The organism is Duganella sp. Root1480D1, from assembly GCF_001427305.1.
GTDB lineage: Bacteria > Pseudomonadota > Gammaproteobacteria > Burkholderiales > Burkholderiaceae_D > Rugamonas.
Map to the genome: position 1 here is coordinate 220,079 of NZ_LMFZ01000050.1, position 21,671 is coordinate 241,749.

The window sequence follows — 21,671 nt, forward strand, 5'->3', positions numbered from 1 at the left end:
TGCCTCCTTCTACCATCACCAGGCCAATCACTTTGCCGCCACCGCCATCCGCAACGTAGAAGCTTCACTTTGTGCTAAAGCTTGATATTGTGGATCGCAGTGCGGCGCCGCAGCTTGTCTTGTGGCCATCATAAGCAACCGGAATTCCGTCAATGACATGATCGGAACTTCCTTCGATGATTACGCAGACACTGTGGCCCGGCAAAGGGCAGATGCACTGATCACCGACGCGTGCGACTGGAATTCCATCAACTGTAAACCACGTCGCACTTACGCTGACGACCTTTCCGCCATGGGAGGTCGGGTCATTGAGGCGGATGACGTTAGGCATACTTAGACACCGCTTGATGATTGAATGGCCTCGTCGCCCGCCACCGAGTTCGGTGAACTATTTGCACTCTGTTCGTCATAACGCACAAGCCGCCAAACGGTACTGGCGCTATGTCGATCGCTGCTTCCTTTCAGGCGCTCGACAAAGGACAAGTCGCGCCTGATGATGGCTGGTGGCATAGCATCACCCGCTTTGAAGAGCCGCGTATTGCCGTGTACGTCGCTCTCGGGGCATTGCCAGTAACCAGTCTGCGGGCAGATTGCCCCAGTACGTACAAGCTCGCCCAACGGGAGTGCATCGCCACTACTCGATTGCGACGGCGGTCTCTTTTCAGGCGCCCCTTGGTCACCATCGGTTGGTCGTAGCCGTAACGAATTGAGGATCTTGTCCCAAAGTTCGATCATTTGCTGGTCTTGCAAGCTGATCGGCTTAGGGTCAAGACCGCCATCAAAGTTGCCTGATTGAAGATCAAAGCGAATTTGCGGATGTAGGACGTCGTGGGACAGTCCAGGTGCCTCCCAAGTAAATAGATGTGCCTTTTGCCCGTGATCGTTTGGAGCTTTCAACAACCATTCTTGACCAGGAAATTCTCGAATCTTGCGGTCACCCTCCTTAAGGTTGTTTATTCCGCCTATTGTCGCGCCAAGAAGTCCCAGCCCACTGAATACGCTCGGCTTGCGTGACAACAATGATTCTGGCGGCGAGCCTGCATTTCGCGTAGTCGCAATATCGAGCACGATATCGGGATGATTCTTCATGCGAAAACGCATATTGAGGGCTTCGTTTTTGCTGGTTCCGTCATCGGTAATCAAAGCATGCTCGATACAGAAGCCTTTTGTTGTTGGAATATTTGATTGAGTTCCTTGAAGGCTAGCCAATATGATCTCCTGGCGCGCCATAGAACCTTCCAGTCTGTCGGGATCGGCACCGTTCTGGACCAAATAGCGCATGCCATTGAGCCAACGATATCCCCAAATTTTTACAACCACGTGCTGATCACGGTCCAACCAGAAACCAAAGATCCGAGTGTTTTCATCTAGTGCAGACTTCTTCAGGAGAAGCGGAGTTCCCGATTTGTGTGTCGTATTCCGCAACCGCTTTTCGAGTGCATCTACCTCCTGTAGAAAGGCATCGCGATCCATAGATTGGCGCTCAATAGTAGTGAACCCATACTCGTAATGGCCGCCAACATACTCCGCCTCCTTAGGCAGGTCGATTAGAAAGCGACCAACGCAGTGTGTGACCCATTGACTCTTCTCGGTAATAATCATTCCTTGATCCTTTGACTCTTCACTCGGTGAGGCACTTGCTGTATTCAATAGAGAAAACAAAATTATCATTTGGACCGCAAATGCAAGTCGAAAGCGTCGTTTGAGACTATGCATCGTTTGCCTCATTTCAGAATCCCGGCTTTGAGCGTCAATTTGACGATCGAATACAAAGTAAGGCCAGCCGTAAAATCATTGGAGTAGCTACCTTGATGGTCATAACTGGCATGCCCTTTCTTCTTACCCTCGTGGCGAAAGATCTGTGCGACAAAATTCTTTGGCGCCTGGCCCGATAGTTCCGGTACTGTTCCATCGCCAGGCAGGTCTTGTCCCGCAATCTCTAATTTGCATAACCCCTCGCCAAACTGGACTTTGACCGTGCCGTTTAGGTCGTCGTCAAGCAGGACACCGTTGGAAAAGTTTGGGCATGACGTACCGGCAGACCAACGAACCTCGCCCCATGCTGGCTGCGCTTGATCTGCAGCGTAATATGCGTGGGTGTTGCCATGGTACTGGCCCTTCACCTTATCATGAAAGGTCCGTGCGAAATTCAGAGCTTCCTCATACGCTGCGAAGTCCTGATCTCGATAATTTGGATCATCAGCCGAATTGGAAGTCGTTGCGGGCTTATCTTTGCTCTCAGCCTTTGATGGATTGATCAATTCTGTCTTCACCAAGCGCCACCAATCTGCCTTGTTCAAATAAACCGTATCATAAGGATCGCCTTCACCGAGAAGCGAAGTAATCTCGCCCTCACCGTTCTTACCTTTACTGTAATGGGCACGTAACCAATGCTGCGCACCGCTTGGCAGCTTGGCTTGATATTCCGCTGTTGGTAGTAGTTCCATTGGGCCTGGTGCTTGCGTCAACACTGCTGTCGCCTCTGCCGCATTGCGTCCAAGGAGGACTTGTTCGACGCCTTCAAAACCTGCGCGCATGCGCTTGTAAGTTGCCGGGGCCCCGATGGCTGGCATCACACCGTGGAGCACGCCGAGTACCTTGTCGCTCTTTCCCTGCAATTGCGTGCATGCGCGCGCCACCAGTCCACCCATGGAGTGGGTGACGAGGATGACTTTCTCACAGTCTTTGTTCAAGGTATTCTTGTAGAAATCAGTGATCGCGTCGATCTTGTCTACTAGGCGCTGGACCGAGACATTGTTCGACTGCAGCCAGTTATAGCCGACGGCGTGTACCGGATACGCCGCATTGGCAAATTGTTTCAGGTCGTCTGGCGTGATTTCCTCGAACGCCTTCTCGGCACCAAACTGATGAAGCTTTTGCTGTTCCAGCACCAACTCCACCCAAGCGTCATCAGGCGTTCCGTCTGTCTTCAGGATGTCGTGCAAGCGCTCCTGCAAGGTGTTCAAGATTCGACCGTAGCTGTCGCGATGAAGCTCGCCCCATCCGAATAGCCGTGCCAACTTTTCAGGATCGAGGTCAGGTGCGCCTTTTAATTGCTTCTCAACCTTGCGGGTCAGGCTGACGGAGCCCTCGCCGTCGACTTCGACACGATCTGGATGCAGCACTTTCTTCCTGGCGGCGGCATCTTTGCCGAGATATTGAATAACCTGGACCAGGCCTGCCAACTTGCCATTAGGCGGGCGCCAGGCATAGCCTTTGCCATCTTTTACGCGCAGGTTTGTCCCCATGATCCCTGGGATGAAGATAATCGGGATAATCTGCTTTGGGTAAAGCTTGACCAGCGCGCGCACGGGAAACCCTTCCGGCGACAGCACGGATTTCGCACGCACCGTGGTGCCGTCATATTGCGATGGAACTTCCCTGGTTGGTGTGTTGTCTGTCATTTCTCGATCTTTTCGTCAGGCGTCTGCGTCGTCGCGGATCTCAATGTCGGCGATGAGCATCTCTTGTTCTTTACTGAGCTCAGTCTCGCCTTTGGCATTGGTCTTACCGCTGATGACATTGCCGTTATTCAGCTTGATGATGTATGACGCGCCTTTAACCGGGGCATTGCTGCCGATGTAGCGGACAATGAATTTTTCGTCCGTCTGGACTTTGCTCTTTGGCAGATCCAACGCCTGCGGACTGGCGTCGCCGGCTCCGCTATGTGCGAAGGTCGACGACTTGACCGTGTAGGCGCCGCTAAGCTGGTGGGTGACCGCGCCTCCGCAATAATTCGTTTGCGCGCCCTGGCTCACAATGCGCACTTTCGGCGCCTGGATGACGATTTCTTCCGAGGCGGACAATACGATGCGCTTCGCCGAAGTGAGCTCGATGTCGTCCTGGTGCGTCTGCATGTCGATCTTGCCTTCGGCGGCAATCAGTTTCATGCCCAGCTTGTGCGCAAAGAGGCTTACATTTTGTGCCGCGCGCATCAGCAGGCTGCGCCCCGCTGACACTTGCGTATTACCGACGCTGACAACATCCACGTGGGTCTGCGCTCCAATGGCGATGTTGTCGGAGCTGCCCAGGATCGCACCGGCGGGCGCATTCACTGCCACGATCGGTTGCCCGCCAGCCGGATTGCCCTTGCCGCCGTCGGTATTGCTGCCCTTTTCCCATTGCTTCAGATGGCCGATCAACTGCGCCAGGGGTTTGCCGTCTCCGTCTTCTGCATGATGGGTGCCAGCCAGTTCGGCCAACTGCTGCTGGATGCTTTGCAGGGCATCCGCCAGGCCGGTCAGGCCGTCACGCTCCAACTGGCGGCCGGCGGCGCGCAGTTGCGCATCGGCGCTGATGTAGACACCCTCCGCCCCTTTGATCGCCACGGCGTGGTCACTGCGCAGCTCAGCGCCTTCGCCGCGCGGGCTGCCTTTGCCGTCGAAGCGCGGGTCGGTCAGGTAGCCAAGATTCAGCTCACTATGTCCATGTTCGCTCGCCAGTTGGGCGCTGATCTCGCCAGGCGTATCGTCCACGCGCAGCTGGTTGTAGCGCGCGCCCTGCACTTCCTTGCTCTTGATGCCCGACAGGTAGCGATTGCCTGGCAGTCCACCGGCGTGGCTGAACGTTGGCGGCGGCGTGGTGCCGCCATGTACGCGGCCGGTGATGATTGGCTTGTCCGGGTCTCCACCCAGGAAGGTGACAATGCATTCGTCGCCAGCGCGCGGCAGCGAGATCGCTCCCCATTGGCGGCTGGCCCAGGTGCCGGCAATGCGTACCCAGGCCGAGTCGCGCTCACTGCCGGAAGCCCCGGCGCCGTTGGAGTGGTCCTCGGGCCGGCAAGCCGGGAAGCGGATTTTTACCCGGCCAAGGTCGTCACAATGGACTTCTTCGCCGGGCGGCCCCACCACAATCACGCTTTGCGCTTCGGTACGTGGCAGGTCGATGCGCGGATCGTAAGCAGGCACGATCGCAATGCCGCGCCGCACGCAACTGAAATGGTTGGTGTAGCGCACACCGCGTTCATCGCTGGCCTGCTCTAGTGCGCCGCTCGCACCAACGCCGTGCCAGCGGTTCATCGCGAACAGGCGGCGTGCCTTGTCGTTCAACGCTTTGGGCAGGTTGTTCTCGGCATCGACGTGCAGCTCGGTGATCACGAACTCACGTTCCTCGGGCGGATGGGAATCGATGGCGGCATGGCCAGTCACCCCTATCCATTGGCCGATGCACAGGTCGCGCACACCGCTCTCGCCGCGATAGCACTTGGATTCATATTCGTGACGCAGCATCCTCAGCGTGCCGAGGTCGCGGTAGTCCGAGCTGCTGTCGCCCGCATGCGGCACGTCGACCAGGTAATCTTCCAGCGTTGCGGCAAGCTGGTTGCCCCACTCGCCCTGGTCATTGCGGCCGGTTTCGTCGCTGCCCGACATCTGGGCGTTGGCATAGTCCCAGCTTTGGCGGCTGGTCTTGCCAGGGCTGAGCGTGCGCACGGCGTGCCAGGCTGTAATGCTGTCGCGCGTTTCGGTTCCGTCGTCGCGGTGATAGCGCACGGTTCCTGCAGCGTTCTGCTGCAATGACGTTACGTCGTCGAACAGCACCAGCGTATGCACCGGCACGCTATCGTCGTTGCTCTCACTTGATTTGCCAGGCTGGATGAACCATGCAATGCCGCGCCGCTTCCACAAACGACGCAAGAACTGGGCATCCGATTCGTTGTATTGCATCGTAAATTCACGTGCGGGATAGCTGCGCAACTGGCCAAGATCGAACTCAAAGGCGCGTGCCATCATCGGCGTGCGCTGGCACCATTCGCTCAAGATCGTTTGGGTGATGTCGACCTCGCTGGCGTTGCGGAAGACGCGGGTATTCGTGCGCAGTTCCATGATGGCCAAGGCGTCGCGGATGACCAACTGGTAGGTCGCCAGGCCTCCGTCGCTTTGTCCTTCTATCGCTTCGGCCACGATGCCGCACACGGAGCGTAAATCTCCGGTATCGGTCACGAACTGCACTTCAGCAGGCACGGCGATGAACTGCTTGGTTGGCAGGCCGGCGCTCTTCGATACGCACAACAAGCGGTATTCGATGCCGCCGCAGATGGTTTCCGTTCCACTGACGTGCTTGACCAGCAGGAGGTCATCCTGCGCATCAGACAGGCGCAGGCGAATCGGCCGGTTGGTGCCCGCCAGGCTTCCGAGCGGTACTAAGCCAGCCAGCGATTCAGACAACCCATTCATTTTCATGGTTCAAATTCCTTGCGGTTTGCCTGCGCTGGCGATGGCGGGCGGGCATACAAAAATAGCAATAGATTATAAATGGACTATTGTTGTGCCAATGCGCAACGTTCAATCGTGCGCGGTAACTTGTAAATCTCTAGTGATCGCCGGAAATGACGTAGGTGAGGGAACGATCGAGTTTAGGAAACTGGATATCGACCGCGATGGAAAAGCCGATGGTTTAAGTCTGTATTGCCCCGGTTCGGGAAGCGTCGAATCTGCGGATCCTTGTTCCCTGAGCGTAAAGCTAACTTCAGGCAGTGAATTTAAGCTGGAAGATCCGAGATTGCATTTGGCGCGGTATAAATCGCGTATTTATGCTGTTGCGGTTGCATATGACGGAAGTTGGGAGCGCGCAATACGCACGATTTACCTCCTCGATAAGGAAGGTATTAATCGGATTTGCGAAATGGCGGGGCCCCGCCAGGGGCGAATTGGGCAGGACAATCTGAAGGGAAAGTGGCGCGGCTGGCGGGGATCGAACCCACGACCCTCGGCTTCGGAGGCCGATACTCTATCCACTGAGCTACAGCCGCAGGTGATACTGAAGAGACACGAAGGATAGCCGGAAATCCATTCCATAGCTAGGGGTTTCCGTCTATAATCGCAGGTTTGACGAGGGCCCGGCATCAAAAATGCCAAAAAGATAACCCTCCAACAGCTTCGAAAAACTGTCCTAAGGAAATCATGAGCCACGAATCCGCTATCAGAACGCCTAAGCAGCTGGTCGCTGCCGTTGTAGGTTTCTTCGCTGTTACCATCATTGGCATCGTTTTGTTGGTGCAGTTTGTGACCCAGGAGAAACTGACTGGCGCGGGTTCGGAAAGCCAAACTGCGGAAGCTGTTGCTGCTCGCCTGAAGCCTGTTGCGGATAACGGCTTTACCCTGAAAGATGTGAACGCTCCTAAAGTACTGCAGACCGGCGAAGCGGTTTACACCGCTACCTGCGCAGCTTGCCACGGTACCGGCGCTGCTGGTGCGCCTAAGGTTGGCGATGCTGGCGCCTGGGGTGCCCGTATTGCTCAGGGTTACGACACTGTTGTGAAGCATGCGCTGGAAGGCCTGCGTGCAATGCCTGCCAAGGGCGGCAACCCGGACCTGGATGATGTGGAAGTGGCGCGCGCTGTTGTGTTTATGGCTAATAAGTCTGGCGGCAAGTTCAAGGAGCCTGAGGTTAAGCAGGCTGCTCCGGCTGCTGAGGCGCCTGCTGCTGCGGAGCCTAGCAAGGGCTGATCGCTTTTTCGCAGAATGGAAAAAAAACCGCTCGGTTGGAGCGGTTTTTTTTTGGCTTTTAAACCGGTAAACCGGGGTCTGACCCGCAGGGTCAGACCCCGTCTGCTCAACGGCTGGTGAAGTGCTACCTGTATCGACAGCCTGAGATCCGCTTTACCAGATGATCACGCGGTCTTTCGGGGCGAGGTACATCTTGTCGCCTTTCTTCACGCCGAACGCGTCGTAGAAGCCCGGCTGGTTGCGCAGGGTGCCGTTGGCGCGGAATTCCTCGGGCGAGTGCGGGTCGGTGGTGACCTGGCGGATCAGCGCTGCTTCACGTGACTTGGCGCGCCACGCTTGCGCCCAGCCTTGGTAGAAGCGCTGCTCGCCATTGAAGCCGTCAATCACGGGCGCCGGCTTGCCGCCCAGCGACAGCTTGTAGGCCTTGTAAGCAATCGCCAGACCCGAGTTGTCGGCGATATTCTCGCCCAGCGTCAGCTCGCCATTGACCTTGTAGCCTTTGACCGGGCTGAAGGCGCCGTACTGTTTTACCAGCATCTGCGTCTTGGTCTTGAAGTTGGCGTGATCACGCTTGGTCCACCAGTCTCGCAGGTTGCCGTCGCCGTCGTATTGCGCGCCCTGGTCGTCGAAGCCGTGCGAGATCTCGTGGCCGATCACGGCGCCGATCGCGCCGTAATTGACTGCGTCGTCCGCGTTGGCGTCGAAGAACGGTGGCTGCAGGATGGCGGCCGGGAACACGATCTCGTTCAACTCAGGGTTGTAGTAGGCGTTGACGGTTTGCGGCGTCATGCCCCATTCGTCGCGGTCGATCGGCTTGCCCAGCTTGTCCAGTTCCTTCTGCACCGCAAACTCGGTGGCGCGATTCACGTTGCCTACCAGGTCGTTGCGGTCGATGGTCAGCGCGCTGTAGTCGCGCCATTTGTTCGGGTAACCAATCTTCGGTGTGAACTTGGCCAGCTTGGTTTGCGCTTCTTTCTTGGTCTTGGCGCTCATCCAAGGCAGCTTGTCGATGCTGTCCTTGTAGGCGACCAGCAGGTTCTTCACCAGTTCTTCCATGCGCGCCTTGTTCGCGGCCGGGAAGTGCTGTTCGACGTAGACCTTGCCGATGCTTTCGCCCAGGGCGTTCTCGGTGGCGGATACGCCGCGCTTCCAACGTGGGCGCATTTCGGTGGCGCCGCCCAGTTGCTTGCCGTAGAACTCGAAGTTGGCTTCGACGAAGTCTTTCGACAGGAACGGCGCGTTGGCGCGGATTACATTCCAGGCGAAATATGGCTTGAGGGTTTCGAGCGGGGTCTCGGCCAGCAGCTTGTCCAGCGCTTTCAGGTAGCTTGGCTGGCTGACGATCACGTAATCGACCTTGCCGGCGATGCCCAGACCATTCAGGTAAGCGTTCCAGTCATAGCCCGGCATCAGTTCGCCCAGCTTGGCGACCGGTACCTTGTTGTAGGCCTTGACCGGGTCGCGCAGGTCGACCTTGGTCCAGTGCAGTTGGGCGATTTTGGTTTCGAAGGCGACGATGGCTTTGGCGTTGGCGGCGGCATTGGCGTCGCCGGCCAGCGCCAGCATTTTTTCAACGGTGGCCTGGTACTTGGCCAACGTCTCGGCCATCTTGGCGTCGTCTTTTTTCAGGTAGTAGTCGCGGTCTGGCATGCCCAGGCCGGACTGCACGAAGTCCACCACGTATTTGGTGGAGTCCTTGTTGTCCTGGTGGATGCCCATGTCCATCGGCGCCGCGAAGTTGTGGCGGTTGTGGTACGCGAACAGGGCTGGCAATTGCTTCTTGTCGCTCAGGGCGGCGATGCGGGCCAGCTCGGATTGGATTGGCGCTACGCCGAGTTGCTCAAGGCGGGCTTCGTCCATGAAGGAGGCGTAGAAGTCGCCGATGCGTTTTTTGTCCGCACTGTCGGCGCTTTGCGCGGAGTCTTCGATGATTTTGCGCAGCTGCGGCTGGATGTCTTCGAACAGTTTTTCAAATACGCCCCAGCTCGACATTTCGGCAGGGATTTCGGCGGTGGCGAGCCACTTGCCGTTCAGGTGCTTGAAGAAGTCGTCTTGTGCGCGGACGGCGGGGTCGACGTATTGCAGTTCGATGCCGGATTTGTCGGCGGCACTGGCCATTGTTGCCAGCAGCGCGGTGGCTGCGGCGAGGAGGTGTTTCTTCATTTGGGGTCCTTTGGAACCGGTAAACCGGCCGGATGGCCGTCCCGTCAGACCCGCAGGGTCTGACATCGGATACGCGGCGGTCGCGGGTCAGTGTCAGGCACTTGTGCCTGACACTGGTTTACCGGTTATTTACCAGATGATCGCGCGGTCTTTTGGTGCCAGGTACAGCTTGTCGCCATCCTTCAGGCCGAAGGCTTCGTAGAAACCTGGCTGGTTACGCAAGGTGCCGTTGGTGCGGAATGGGCCTGGCGAGTGCGGGTCGGCTTTGATGCGGGAGATCAGCGCCGCGTCGCGGTACTTGGTGCGCCATACCTGGGCCCAGCCCATGTAGAAGCGCTGGTCGCCGCTGAAGCCGTCGATCACAGGCGCTTTCTTGCCCTTCAGCGACAGCTTGTACGCCTTGTAGGCTACGGCCAGGCCGGAGTTGTCGCCGATGTTCTCGCCCAACGTCAGCTCGCCGTTGACCTTGTAGCCTGGCAGCGCTTCGAATTCGCCGTACTGCTTGACCAGGATGCCGGTGCGCTCTTTGAAGCGCTTGCCGTCTTCCTCGGTCCACCAGTTGCGCAGGTTGCCGTCGCCGTCGAACTGCGAGCCCTGGTCGTCGAAGCCGTGCGAAATCTCGTGGCCGATCACGGCGCCGATGCCGCCATAGTTGACCGCGTCGTCAGCCTTCATGTCGAAGAATGGCGGCTGCAGGATGGCGGCCGGGAACACGATCTCGTTCATCTCCGGGTTGTAGTAGGCGTTGATCTGCTGCGGTGGCATCAGCCATTCGTCGCGGTCGATCGGCTTGCCCAGCTTGTTCACATTGCGCTCGTGCTCGAACTGGCTGGAGCGGATCACATTGCCCACCAGGTCATCGCGCTTGATTTCCAGCGCGCTGTAGTCACGCCACTTGTTCGGGTAGCCGATCTTGGTGGTGAACTTGGCCAGCTTGGCGTGGGCTTCCTTGCGGGTGGCGGGGCCCATCCACTCCAGAGTGTCGATGCTCTGGTTGAAGGCTTGTAGCAGGTTTTTCACCAGTTGCTCCATGCGGGCCTTGGCTTCCGGCGGGAAGTGCTTGGCCACGTACAGCTTGCCGACCGCTTCGCCCATCGAGCCTTCGGTCAGCGACACGGCGCGCTTCCAGCGTGGACGCAGTTCGGTGGCGCCGCTCAGCGTCGTGCCGTAGAAGGAGAAGTTTTCGTCAACGAAGGCTTTGGACAGCTCTGGCGAGAAGGTCGCCAGCAGACGGTAGTCCATATAGGCCTTCCAGTCTTCCATCGGCACTTCGGCGATCACCTTGTCCAGTGCCTGCAGGTAGGTCGGCTGGCTGACGATCACGTCTTTCACCTTGCCGTTGATATGCACGCCTTCGAACCAGGTGTCGAAGTCGAAGCCAGGCATCAGCTCTTTCAGCTTGGCGATTTCGTATTTGTTGTATGCCTTGACCGGATCGCGCAGCTCGACCTTTGTCCACTGGATCTGGGCGATGCGGGTTTCGACGTTGACCACGGCTTTGGCGGTAGCGGCGGCGTTCTTGTCGCCAGCCAGTGCCATCATCTTGGCCACATGGGTTTCGAACTTGGCCAGGGTGTCGGCCAGCTTGGCGTCGTCTTTTTTCAGGTAGTAGTCGCGGTCAGGCATCGACAGGCCGGACTGGGACAGGTCGGCCACGTAGCGGGTCGAGTCCTTGTTGTCCTGGTGGATGCCGACGTCGAACGGGCTGCTCACGCCCATGCGCGAGAAGTGCGCAAATTGGGCGGCCAGCTGCTTCTTGTCGGTCAGGGCGGCGATGCGGGCGCGCTCACCGGCCAGCGGGGTCAGGCCCAGTTGCTCGGCACGGGCTTCGTCCATCATGGCGGCGTACATGTCGCCTACGCGCTTGGCGTCGGCGTTACCGCCTTTAGCTGCGGCTTCTTCGATCAGGGTGCGCAGTTGCGCCTGGACCGTGTCCGACAATTGCACGAAAGTGCCCCAGGTGGAGCGCTCGGCCGGGATCTCGGTGTTCTTCAGCCAGGTGCCGTTCTGATGCTGGTAGAAGTCGTCCTGGGCACGGACAGCTTTGTCCATGTTGCCGGCTTCGATGCCGGATTTTTGTGCAGGCTTGCCGGCCGCGATAGCGGCGTTTGCAGCGAAGAGGCCGATGATGACGGCGCTCAGGATCTTGCGTTTCAAGGTTACCCTCCTAGGTAGATGTGACGGTATCGCGCGACTCTAGCACGCCAGGGTGAAACGTTAAAAGAAAAGCCACGCAACGGCGTGGCTTTTTTCCCAAAACCGGTAAACCAGCCGGATGGCCGTCCCGTCTGACCCGCAGGGTCAGACACTGGGCTTGCGGCTGCCGCGTATCGGTGTCTGACCCCGCGGGTCAGACACCGGGCTACCGGTTTTTTACCAGATGATGATGCGGTCTTCCGGCTTGACATACATCTTGTCGCCTTCCTTCACGCCGAAGGCGTCATAGAAGGCTGGCTGGTTGACCACCGTGCCGTTGGCGCGAAAGCGGCCGGCGGAGTGCGGGTCGGTCTTGATCTGCACAATCGCCTGCTGCTCGCGCATCTTGGTGCGCCATACCTGGCCAAAGCCCATGAACACGCGCTGTTCGCCGGTCAGGCCGTCGATCACTGGCGAGGTCTTGCCGCCCAGGGAAATCTTGTACGCCTTGTACGCGATCGCCAGGCCGGAGTTGTCGGCGATGTTCTCGCCCAGGGTCAGCTTGCCGTTGATGTTATAGCCGGGCACCGGTTCGTAGGAGCTGTATTGCTTGACCATGGCGTCCGCCTTGACCTTGAAGGCTGCACGGTCTTCGGCAGTCCACCAGTCGCGCAGGTTGCCATCGCCGTCGTACTGCGAGCCGGAGTCGTCGAAGCCGTGCGAGACTTCGTGGCCGATCACTGCGCCGATGGCGCCGTAGTTGACTGCGTCGTCGGCTTTCATGTCGAAGAACGGCGGCTGCAGGATAGCGGCCGGGAATACGATCTCGTTGGCCGTCGCGCGGTAGTAGGCGTTGATCGTCTGCGGCGTCATGCCCCATTCTTCCTTGTCGATCGGCTTGCCCAGTTTTTCCAGGTTGCGGTTATAGGCGAATTCGGCAGCGCGGCCCAGGTTGCCGATCAGGTCACCGGCATTGAACTGCAGCTTGCTGTAGTCGCGCCATTTGTTCGGGTAGCCGATTTTCGGGGTGAACTTGGCCAGTTTGTCCTGCGCCTGTTTCTTGGTCTCAGGTCCCATCCAGTCGATGCTATCGATGCTCTGCTTGTATGCCACCAGCAGGTTCTTCACCAGTTCTTCCATGCGGGCCTTGCGCTCGGCCGGGAAGTATTTGGCCACGTACAGCTTGCCCATGCCTTCGCCGATCGAGCTTTCCACCACGCCCACGCCGCGCTTCCAGCGTGGCTGCTGCTCGGTCACGCCGGTCAGCACGGTGCCGTAGAAGGCGAAGTTAGCCTGGTCGAAGTCTTTCGACAGGTAAGGCGAGGCGTCGCGCAGCAGGTGCCATTCGAAGTATGCCTTCCAGGTTTCCAGCGGGGTGCTTTCAACCAGTTTGGCGAATTCGGTCATATAGCTTGGCTGGGCCACGATCACGCTGTCGGTCTTGGCGGCGATGCCGGTGGCGCCCAGGGCGGCTTTCCAGTCGTAGCCTGGAGCGATTTCAGCCAGCTTGCTGATTTCCATCTTGTTGTAGCGCTTCACCGGGTCGCGATTGTCGACGCGGGACCACTGCACTTTGGCCAGTTCGGTTTCCAGTGCGACGATGGCCTTGGCTTTTGCTGCACCATCCTTGTTGCCGGCCAGGCCCAGGATTTTTGCCACGTGCAGTTCGTACTTGGCCAGTGCGTCGACCATCTTGGCGTCGTCTTTCTTCAGGTAGTACTCGCGGTCAGGCAAGCCCAGGCCGGACTGGCCCATGTGGGCGGCGTACTGGGTCGAGTTGCGTGCATCCTGGCTGACGCCCACGCCGTATGGCGCAGGCACGCCGGTCTTGTTGAAGTGGGCGATCAGCGCTGGGATGCCGTTCTTATCTTTCAGGCCGCGGATCCTGGACAGTTCGCCGGCCAGCGGCTTGGCGCCCAGCTTTTCCAGCTTAGCTTCGTCCATGTAGGAGGCGTACAACGCGGCAATCTTGGCGTCGTCGCCTTTCAGGCCTTTCTGGCCCTGCAGGCCCTGGATCAGGTCACGCAGCTGGAACAGGGTATCGTCTCGCAGCTTGGCGAAGGAACCCCAGCTCGACTTGTCGGCCGGGATCTCGGTGCTGCGCAGCCATTCGCCGTTCAGGTGCTGGAAGAAATCGTCCTGGGCACGCACGCTCTTGTCGATGTACTGCGTGTCGATGCCGGAAGTCGGGCCCGAAGTGTGCTCATGGCCTTCGTGGCCGCCTGCATGGGCGAATGCCGCCATCAGGCTCAGGGTGATGGTGCTCAGGATATGTCGTTTCACTCTCTTTGTCCCTTTAGAATTTGGTTTCAAGTCGAACGCTCCACTGGGTGTATGTGGGGTTCAGCGTGGCTCCTTGTACGGCAAGCCCATTTGCGTTGACCAGGTTGTACCCGGTTGCATCATCCGCCAGCAGGTTGTTGGCGCTGATTCGGATTTGCGTGCGGCCGTCGAAACGCCACAGCGCATACATGTCCAGCACGCGTTTGCGGCTGGTTTCCACTACCTGCTTGTCGCTGGCCTGGGTGCGGATGGCAGGCGTCCAGTTGTAACTGGTGCCAAGCGTGAGTGGGATGTCTTTCAGGCGGTAGTCCATGCCCAGGTTGGCCGTCTGTCTGGCCTGCTGGTCAAGGCGGTTGTCGGGGCCCGGGATGCCGTCAACCTTGGACCAGAAGTGGCTGTAGTTGCTGCGAAAATCGACCTGCGGTGCGTTTTCCATCAGCTCGGACAACGCGAACTTGGCTTCCAGCTCGATGCCGCTGGTGCGCGCATGGCCGATATTGGCCGGCGAAGAAACCCAGCGCTGGCCAAGCCCGGTTTGCTGCAGCATGAGTTCGCGCCGAATCAGGTTGTCGATATTGCGCACGAAACCACTGACGCTGAGGATGCCGCTGCGGCCCAGGTAGTGCTCATATGCGAGATCGAGGCCGGTGGCCAGTTCCGGCTTCAGGCTCGGGTTGCCGGTACGGTCAGGGCTGGTGGCGCTGTTCAGGCGCGACAGGAAGGGCGCGGCGATCAGGTCCTGCACATTGGGCGACTTGTAGCTCTTGGTCAGGCTGGCGCGCACCTGGTCTTTTTCGTAGCCGGGAATTTTCCAGACCGCGTGCAGCAGTGGGCTGAATACCTTGCTGGTGTTGCTGACGGTGCCGCTGCTGCGATCAGACGTGGTGCGGATGCCCTCCCAGCGCGCGCCGACGTAGGCCGCCCATTGCGGCGTGATGTCCCGTTCGTCTTGCGCGAACAAGGCGGCGCGGCGGGTATCTGCAGTCAGGTTGTCGCCGGAGTCGGCGAATTGTGCGTTGCCGTTCTTGTCCAGCGACACGCGCACCTGTTCGCGGTGGCTGGCCTCCAGGTCCCAGCCGGCGGCCAGCAGATGGCCGGCGCCGATCGGCGACGTGTACTTGCCGCCGGTGTTGATGCTCTTGTCGCGCGTGTTGTCGGTATCGGTGAAGCGGTCCAGCAGCGTGCCCTGCTTGTCGAACTGGTAGCGCAGCGAATCGCTGTCACGCTTGCCAAGCCCGAAGCCAAATTTCACGTCGAGTTTGCTGGCACCCTGCAGCCGATGCACCCAATTGCCGAAGCCGCGCAGGAAAGTAACATCGCCGTCACTGGTTTGCTGCGCCAGGTTGTACTCGGGCGGCTGGCTGCCGACCGGCTGCGACAAATTGGTCTGCGCAGCGCTGCGCGACTTCTGGTGCATCAGGAAGGTCTGGAAGTTCAGCGTGTCGCCGTTCTCGAACTTGTAGGAAAAGCGCGGCGTCAGGTGCAGGCCCTTGGTGCTGCCGCTGCTTTCGCTTTCCAGGAACTGCTCTTTGGCCAGGACGCCATCGGCTTCAACTTCCGTGTTGTGGGTGCTGGTGCGGTCATGCTGGCGGCCGTAGTTGACCGAGGCGGACAGGGTGTAATTCAGTGCGCCCGACTTGCCTGGCGCGGTGACCGACAGCTCCGGCGAATGGCGGCCCTGCTCGATGCGGTCAGCGGCTTTGAGCTGGATGTCGCGCATCTGGTAGCCGTCGCGCAGCACGATATTGATGGTGCCGGCGATGGCGCGGGTGCTGTGTTCGGCCACCGGGCCGCGCATCACTTCAATGCGCTCGACCTGGTCGGGCGACAGCGATTCCATCGAGAAGCCGGCCGGCGGGCGTTCGCCGTTCACCAGCACCTGGGTGTAGCCGCTGCCCAGGCCGCGCATGCGCACCTCGCCGCCGCGGCCGGCGCGGCCGCCGAGCGTAATGCCTGGCAGGCGCTTCAGCACGTCGCCGATATTGCTGTCGCCGTTGCGATCCAGTTCTTCGCGGCCGAAGACCTGCTTGCCTGCCGTGGAGTTGCGGCGCTCGGTCATATCGTCCTGGCGGCCGCCGCTGATGGTTACCTGGGGGATGACCTTATCGGCGGGTTTGGCGGGCTCCTGCTGGGCGGCGGCACCAGTGGCCGCGCCCAAGGTGGCCAGGGCGAAAGGGATCAGCTTCTTCATGGGTGGGCAATGTTCCGCGCGGCAGGCCGGTTGGCGCCGCGCTGGCATTGTAATCCCCACCCCGGCGGCTGGCACAGGCCCTCCGCCATTGTTACTTTACGATACTTACATGCCGCGGCTGCCGCCGCCAGGGCCGCCCATGCCGCCGCGCGCGCCATGTCCGCCGCGATGGCCGCCCTCCTCACCGGCCGGACGCTCATGTCCTCCGCCTGGGCCATCCTCCATGCGAATCAGTTGATCTACGAGAAACTTTGCCGCGGCCTGGCGCTGGCTATCGTCCAGGGCATCGTTGATGCCCAGCCACCACTCGCGCAACTGACGGTCTTCGGCCGCGGTGGCAGCCTGCTCCGCCTCCAGCCCGGCTTGCAGCTCGCGCAGTTCGACGTTCTGGGCCTGCAAGCCTTGCCTGGTCGTCTCCTGCAGGCGTTCACGGCGTGCCTTACGCTCGCGCAGCAGCGCCTTGCTCTGGCTCTCCACCTTGGCCCACAGGGTCTGCTGGTTGGCATTCAGGTTCAGCGACTTGCGGAATTCGGAAGCCATGGGCACCAGGTCTTCGGCGCGCATGTCCATGACCGGCACGGCAAAGGCCGGCGCAACGGCCATGGCAAGCACCAGCCAGGCGGCACGGGCAGTGCGTATCAGTTTCAAATTGTTGCTCCGGAAAAAAGATGCCTGCGGGGGTGCCGCAGGCATAAACCACTTTAGGGTAGAGAGAAATAGCGAACCCAGTGTAGGCCCGGCGGGGCGGTCGATCTGTCTTTCTTACAAATACTTACTCTGGTAAATACATTGGCAAACACCTACAAAGTTATGAATTTATCGAGGCTTTTAAATGGATTTATTCCATGCTGGCAGCTACGATTGCTGGAAATCAGGTTTATACTGAATTCCAATGGCGGACGAGTTAACCGCTGTATTCGGAACAGGTGACACATGGGCAAGAAACTCAAGAACGCTGGCCTGATCGGCCTTGGCGTGGTTGCGGGGGTAGCGGTATCCCTGCAGTTTTCCGCGATGGCACAAAAGCAGGCTGACCCTGCCTTGCCGCTGGAAGAACTCAAGCAGCTTGCCGATGTCTACGGCCTGATCAAATCCGACTATGTGGAAGCGGTGGAAGACAAGAAGCTGCTGACCGAAGCCATCTCCGGCATGGTCGCTTCGCTCGACCCGCATTCCGCCTACCTGGACAAGAAAGCCTATGCCGAACTGCGTGAAGGTTCGCAAGGCAAGTTCGTCGGCCTCGGCATCGAAATCGCCCAGAGCGACGAAGGCTATATCAAGATCGTGGCCCCGATCGAGGATTCACCAGCCTATCGCGCCGGCATCAAGCCGGGCGACATGATCACGCGCCTCGATACCACCTCGCTGAAAGGCCTCAGCCTGGATGAGTCCGTTAAGAAGATGCGCGGCGAACCGGGCACCAAGGTGATGCTGACGATCATGCGCAAGGATGAGCCGCAGCCGCTGGAATTCACCCTGAACCGCGAAGAAATCCACCAGAAAAGCGTGAAGGCCAAGATGGTCTCGCCGGGCTATGCCTGGGTGCGCATCTCGCAATTCCAGGAGCCGACGGTGGATGACCTGGCGGCCAAGATTACCGAACTGTACCGCCAGGACCCGCACCTGAAAGGCCTGGTGCTGGACCTGCGCAACGACCCGGGCGGCGTGCTGCAAGGCGCGATCGGCGTGGCGGCAGCCTTCCTGCCGAAGGACACCCCGATCGTCTCGACCAACGGCCAGCTTCCCGACTCCAAGCAGATTTTCTACGGCCGCGCCGAATATTACTCGCTGCGCGGAGATGGCGACCCGCTGGCCAAGCTGCCGGAAGCGGTCAAGCACATCCCGATGGCCGTGCTGGTCAATACCGGCTCCGCCTCGGCCTCCGAAATCGTGGCCGGCGCACTGCAGGATTACAAGCGCGCCACCATCATCGGTTCGCAAACCTTCGGCAAGGGCTCGGTGCAGACCATTCGCCAATTGACGGCCGATACCGCCGTCAAGCTGACCACTGCACGCTACTACACGCCGCATGGCCGCTCGATCCAGGCCAAAGGCATTTCGCCTGACCTGGCAGTGGATGAGAACGAAGACGGCGACGGCCTGAACAGCCTGCGCATGCGCGAAGCCGACCTGGCCAAGCACCTGACCAATGACCGCGAGCAGGAAGTGGCCAAGGCCCAGCGCGACGAGCTGGAAGAGCAGATGCGCATCCTGGCTGTCGAGAAGAAGCGCAAGCCACTGGAATACGGCAGCGGCGACGATTTCCAGCTCAAGCAGGCGCTGAACCACCTGCAAGGCGTTCCGGTGCAGTTGGCCAGGGCCGACTCCAAGCTGGTCAAGCTGGACCCGCCACCGAAGAAATAAAGCTAGCAAAGATTAAGGCGGCGCCCCCTGGGGCGCCGTTTTTCGTTGCAGATGCGGTAAAATCGGCCATCTTACCGGTCGCCTGACCCATTCCAAGAAAGAAATATTGATCATGAAACAAGCCGTCATCAGCGGAACCGGCCTTTTTACCCCAGCGAACTCGATCAGCAATGAAGAGCTGGTTACCGCCTTCAACGCCTACGTCGAACTGTTCAACGCGGAAAACGCCGCCGCTATTGCGGCCGGCACCGTGACCGCCCTGGAGCCATCCAGCGCGGCCTTCGTCGAAAAAGCGTCCGGCATCAAGTCGCGCTATGTGATGGAAAAGACCGGCATCCTGGACCCCAAGCGCATGACGCCGCGTATTCCAGAGCGCAGCAACGAGGAACTGTCGCTGCAGGCCGAGATTTGCGTGGCAGCCGCCCGCCAGGCGCTGGACCGCGCCGGCCGCACGCCAGCCGACATCGACATGGTGCTGGTGGCCTGCTCCAACATGCAGCGCGCCTACCCGGCGATGGCAGTGGAAGTGCAGCAGGCGCTGGGCATCGACGGCTTTGGCTTTGACATGAACGTGGCTTGCTCGTCCGCCACTTTCGGCATCCAGACCGCTGTGGGCGCCGTGCAGGCCGGCCAGGCGCGCGCCGTGCTGATCCTGAACCCGGAAATCACTTCCGGCCACCTGGACTACCGCGACCGCGACAGCCACTTCATCTTCGGCGACGCCTGCACCGCGATCATCGTGGAAGCCAAGGAAGGCGCCGTATCCAAGCACCAGTGGGAAATCCTGGATACCAAGCTGAAGACCAGCTTCTCCAACAACATCCGCAACAACTTCGGCTTCATGAACCGTTTCGACGAAAGCGGCATTGGCGCGCCGGACAAACTGTTCAAGCAGCAAGGCCGCAAGGTGTTCAAGGACGTATGCCCAATGGCAGCGCAAATGATCAAGGATTCGATCGAGCGCGCCGGCCTGAAGGTTGAGCAGATGAGCCGCTTCTGGCTGCACCAGGCCAACCTGAGCATGAACCAGCTGATTTCGCGCACCATCCTCGGCCGCGATGCCGAGCCGATGGAAGCGCCGGTGATCCTGGATACTTATGCCAATACTTCGTCGGCCGGTTCCATCATCGCCTTCCACAAGCACCAGGACGACCTGCCGTCGGGCTCCTACGGCGTGATCTGCAGCTTCGGCGCCGGCTACTCGATCGGCTCCGTCGTCGTCCGTAAAGCCTAAGATAAAAGTCGGGGTCAGCTCCGGCAATCGGACATAAATTTCGCTTGCGAAATTTATGTCCGATTGCCGGAGCTGACCCCGACTTTCATGCGGTTATACTCCTTGGGAAAGGAGACACTGCATGCCCCATGACGTCAGCCTGATTACCACTATCGCCGCAGCCCTCGGCTTCGGTCTCGTATTCGGCTTCATCGCCACCCGCCTCAAACTCCCCGCCCTCGTCGGCTACCTCGCAGCCGGCATCCTGATTGGTCCCGCTACTCCTGGCTTTGTTGCCGACACCGCCCTGGCCGGCCAACTGGCTGAGATCGGCGTGATGCTGATGATGTTCGGCGTCGGCCTGCATTTCTCGCTGGATGACCTGTGGGAGGTGCGCAAGGTGGCCCTGCCCGGCGCCATCCTGCAGATCGCGGCGGCGACCGGCATGGGCATGGCGCTGGCGCATTGGTGGGGCTGGAGCCTGGGCGGCGGCCTGGTATTCGGCCTGGCGCTGTCGGTGGCCAGCACGGTGGTGCTGCTGCGCGCGCTGGAGGAGCGCGGTACGCTGGATTCCTTCAACGGCCGCATCGCGGTCGGCTGGCTGGTGGTCGAAGACCTGGTGACGGTGCTGGTGCTGGTGCTGGTCCTGCTGCCGGCATTGGCGGGCGCCCTCGGCGGCAATGCGGGCGATGCAGCGCACGGCCACGGCGCAGCTGAAGGCGGCGTGCTCAAGGCGCTGGCAGTCACGCTGGGACAGGTGGCGCTGTTCGTCGGCTTCATGCTGCTGGTTGGCCGCAAGCTGTTCCCGTGGATTCTGTGGCAAGTGGCCCGCACTAATTCGCGCGAGCTGTTCACCTTGTGCGTGATTGCCGCAGCGGTAGGCATCGCCTATGCCGCGACCGTGCTGTTCGGCATTTCCTTCGCGCTGGGGGCCTTCTTCGCAGGCATGGTGCTGCGCGAATCCGAACTCAGTCACCGCGCTGCGCATGAATCGCTGCCGCTGCGCGATGCATTCGCCGTGCTGTTCTTCGTCTCGGTCGGCATGTTGTTCGAGCCGATGATCCTGGTGGAACAGCCGCTGCGCGTGCTGGCCGTAGTGGGCATTATCCTGCTCGGCAAGTCGATTGCGGCTTTCGCGCTGGTGGTGCTGCTGCGCTACCCTGCCAGCACGGCGCTGATGGTGTCGGCCAGCCTGGCGCAGATTGGCGAGTTCTCCTTCATCCTGGCGGCGCTGGGCATCTCGCTCGGCCTGCTGCCGCATGAAGGCCAGAGCCTGGTCTTGGCGGGTGCCATCCTGTCGATCGCACTCAATCCCTTGATGTTCATGCTGGCCGCGCCGCTGGAGCGCATGCTGGGCAAGAACAAGGTGCTGGCAGCGCAGTACGCCCGCACTGCCGACCCGCTGGCGGAATTGCCGATGTCCACTGCATCGTCCAAGCTGGAAGGCCAGGTGGTACTGGTGGGTTATGGCCGCGTCGGCAGGAATATTGCGGAAGCGCTGGCGGCGCAGGGCATCCACTACGTGGTGGCGGAGCAGAATCGCGAACTGGTCGACCAGTTGCGCCAGCAGGGCATCGCCGCGGTAGCTGGCAATGCCGGCGAACCGGCGGTGCTGATCCAGGCCCATATCCACAAGGCGCGCATGCTGGTGGTTGCTACGCCGGATACCTTCCACGTGCGCGCCATGATCGAAACGGCGCGCGCGCTGAATCCGGATATCAAGATCGCCGTGCGCACGCACAGCGAAGAGGAAGCTGCCCTGCTGCGCAGCGAGCGTGCCGGCGTCATCTTCATCGGCGAGCAGGAGCTGGCCAGGTCAATGGCGGCGCACGTCGCCGGCGAGATCGGCAATACGCATGCCTCGCACGCCTGACGC

13 protein-coding genes and 1 tRNA gene are annotated in these 21,671 nt (G+C 60.0%); 4 read left to right on the forward strand and 10 right to left on the reverse strand.

Annotated features, from left to right (window positions below; translation table 11 throughout):
- Positions 1-64: 64 nt before the first annotated feature.
- The 5 genes from ASD58_RS30970 to ASD58_RS30205 form a co-directional block, all read right to left on the reverse strand.
- Complete coding sequence (locus tag ASD58_RS30970) at positions 65-331, reverse strand: PAAR domain-containing protein (protein ID WP_082565794.1); 267 nt, start codon at positions 329-331, stop codon at positions 65-67.
- Positions 332-333: 2 nt separating this feature from the next.
- Entirely contained in the window at positions 334-1,602 is a 1,269-nt protein-coding gene (locus tag ASD58_RS30190) for a T6SS immunity protein Tli4 family protein (RefSeq protein ID WP_057266219.1), read from the reverse strand.
- 122 nt (positions 1,603-1,724) lie between these two features.
- Positions 1,725-3,404 (reverse strand): triacylglycerol lipase, encoded by a 1,680-nt coding sequence (locus ASD58_RS30195; protein ID WP_057266220.1) that lies wholly within the window; start codon positions 3,402-3,404, stop codon positions 1,725-1,727.
- A 15-nt stretch (positions 3,405-3,419) separates the two neighbouring features.
- Positions 3,420-6,179: a type VI secretion system Vgr family protein gene (locus tag ASD58_RS30200; protein ID WP_307178613.1), complete on the reverse strand. Its 2,760-nt coding sequence runs from the start codon at positions 6,177-6,179 to the stop codon at positions 3,420-3,422.
- 493 nt (positions 6,180-6,672) lie between these two features.
- Positions 6,673-6,748: transfer RNA gene (locus tag ASD58_RS30205), tRNA-Arg, on the reverse strand.
- A 151-nt stretch (positions 6,749-6,899) separates the two neighbouring features.
- Between ASD58_RS30205 and ASD58_RS30210 the strand changes: the two genes are divergently transcribed.
- Positions 6,900-7,445: a cytochrome c5 family protein gene (locus ASD58_RS30210; RefSeq protein WP_057266223.1), complete on the forward strand. Its 546-nt coding sequence runs from the start codon at positions 6,900-6,902 to the stop codon at positions 7,443-7,445.
- Between the two features lie 153 nt (positions 7,446-7,598).
- On the opposite strand, the gene ASD58_RS30215 is transcribed toward ASD58_RS30210, so the two are convergent.
- The 5 genes from ASD58_RS30215 to ASD58_RS32605 all read right to left on the reverse strand — a co-directional run bounded on the left by ASD58_RS30215 (position 7,599) and on the right by ASD58_RS32605 (position 16,866).
- Positions 7,599-9,608: a M13 family metallopeptidase gene (locus ASD58_RS30215; protein WP_057266224.1), complete on the reverse strand. Its 2,010-nt coding sequence runs from the start codon at positions 9,606-9,608 to the stop codon at positions 7,599-7,601.
- Positions 9,609-9,737: 129 nt separating this feature from the next.
- Positions 9,738-11,765 (reverse strand): M13 family metallopeptidase, encoded by a 2,028-nt coding sequence (locus ASD58_RS30220; protein WP_057266226.1) that lies wholly within the window; start codon positions 11,763-11,765, stop codon positions 9,738-9,740.
- 216 nt (positions 11,766-11,981) lie between these two features.
- Positions 11,982-13,988 carry a M13 family metallopeptidase gene (locus ASD58_RS30225; protein WP_200951761.1) on the reverse strand — a complete coding sequence of 669 codons (2,007 nt, stop codon included), beginning with the start codon at positions 13,986-13,988 and terminating at the stop codon, positions 11,982-11,984.
- A 52-nt stretch (positions 13,989-14,040) separates the two neighbouring features.
- Positions 14,041-16,218, reverse strand: coding sequence for a TonB-dependent siderophore receptor (locus ASD58_RS30230; RefSeq protein ID WP_057266230.1), 2,178 nt, complete (start codon positions 16,216-16,218; stop codon positions 14,041-14,043).
- A 105-nt stretch (positions 16,219-16,323) separates the two neighbouring features.
- Entirely contained in the window at positions 16,324-16,866 is a 543-nt protein-coding gene (locus ASD58_RS32605) for a hypothetical protein (RefSeq protein WP_255357362.1), read from the reverse strand.
- A 285-nt stretch (positions 16,867-17,151) separates the two neighbouring features.
- On the opposite strand from ASD58_RS32605, the gene ASD58_RS30240 reads away from it, so the two are divergent.
- From ASD58_RS30240 to ybaL, 3 genes are all read left to right on the forward strand, one after another.
- Positions 17,152-18,582: a S41 family peptidase gene (locus tag ASD58_RS30240; protein ID WP_057266232.1), complete on the forward strand. Its 1,431-nt coding sequence runs from the start codon at positions 17,152-17,154 to the stop codon at positions 18,580-18,582.
- Positions 18,583-18,694: 112 nt separating this feature from the next.
- Complete coding sequence (locus ASD58_RS30245; RefSeq protein WP_057266234.1) at positions 18,695-19,816, forward strand: beta-ketoacyl-ACP synthase III; 1,122 nt, start codon at positions 18,695-18,697, stop codon at positions 19,814-19,816.
- A 121-nt stretch (positions 19,817-19,937) separates the two neighbouring features.
- Positions 19,938-21,668 (forward strand): YbaL family putative K(+) efflux transporter, encoded by a 1,731-nt coding sequence (gene ybaL, locus ASD58_RS30250; RefSeq protein WP_057266236.1) that lies wholly within the window; start codon positions 19,938-19,940, stop codon positions 21,666-21,668.
- The last annotated feature ends 3 nt before the right edge of the window (positions 21,669-21,671 follow it).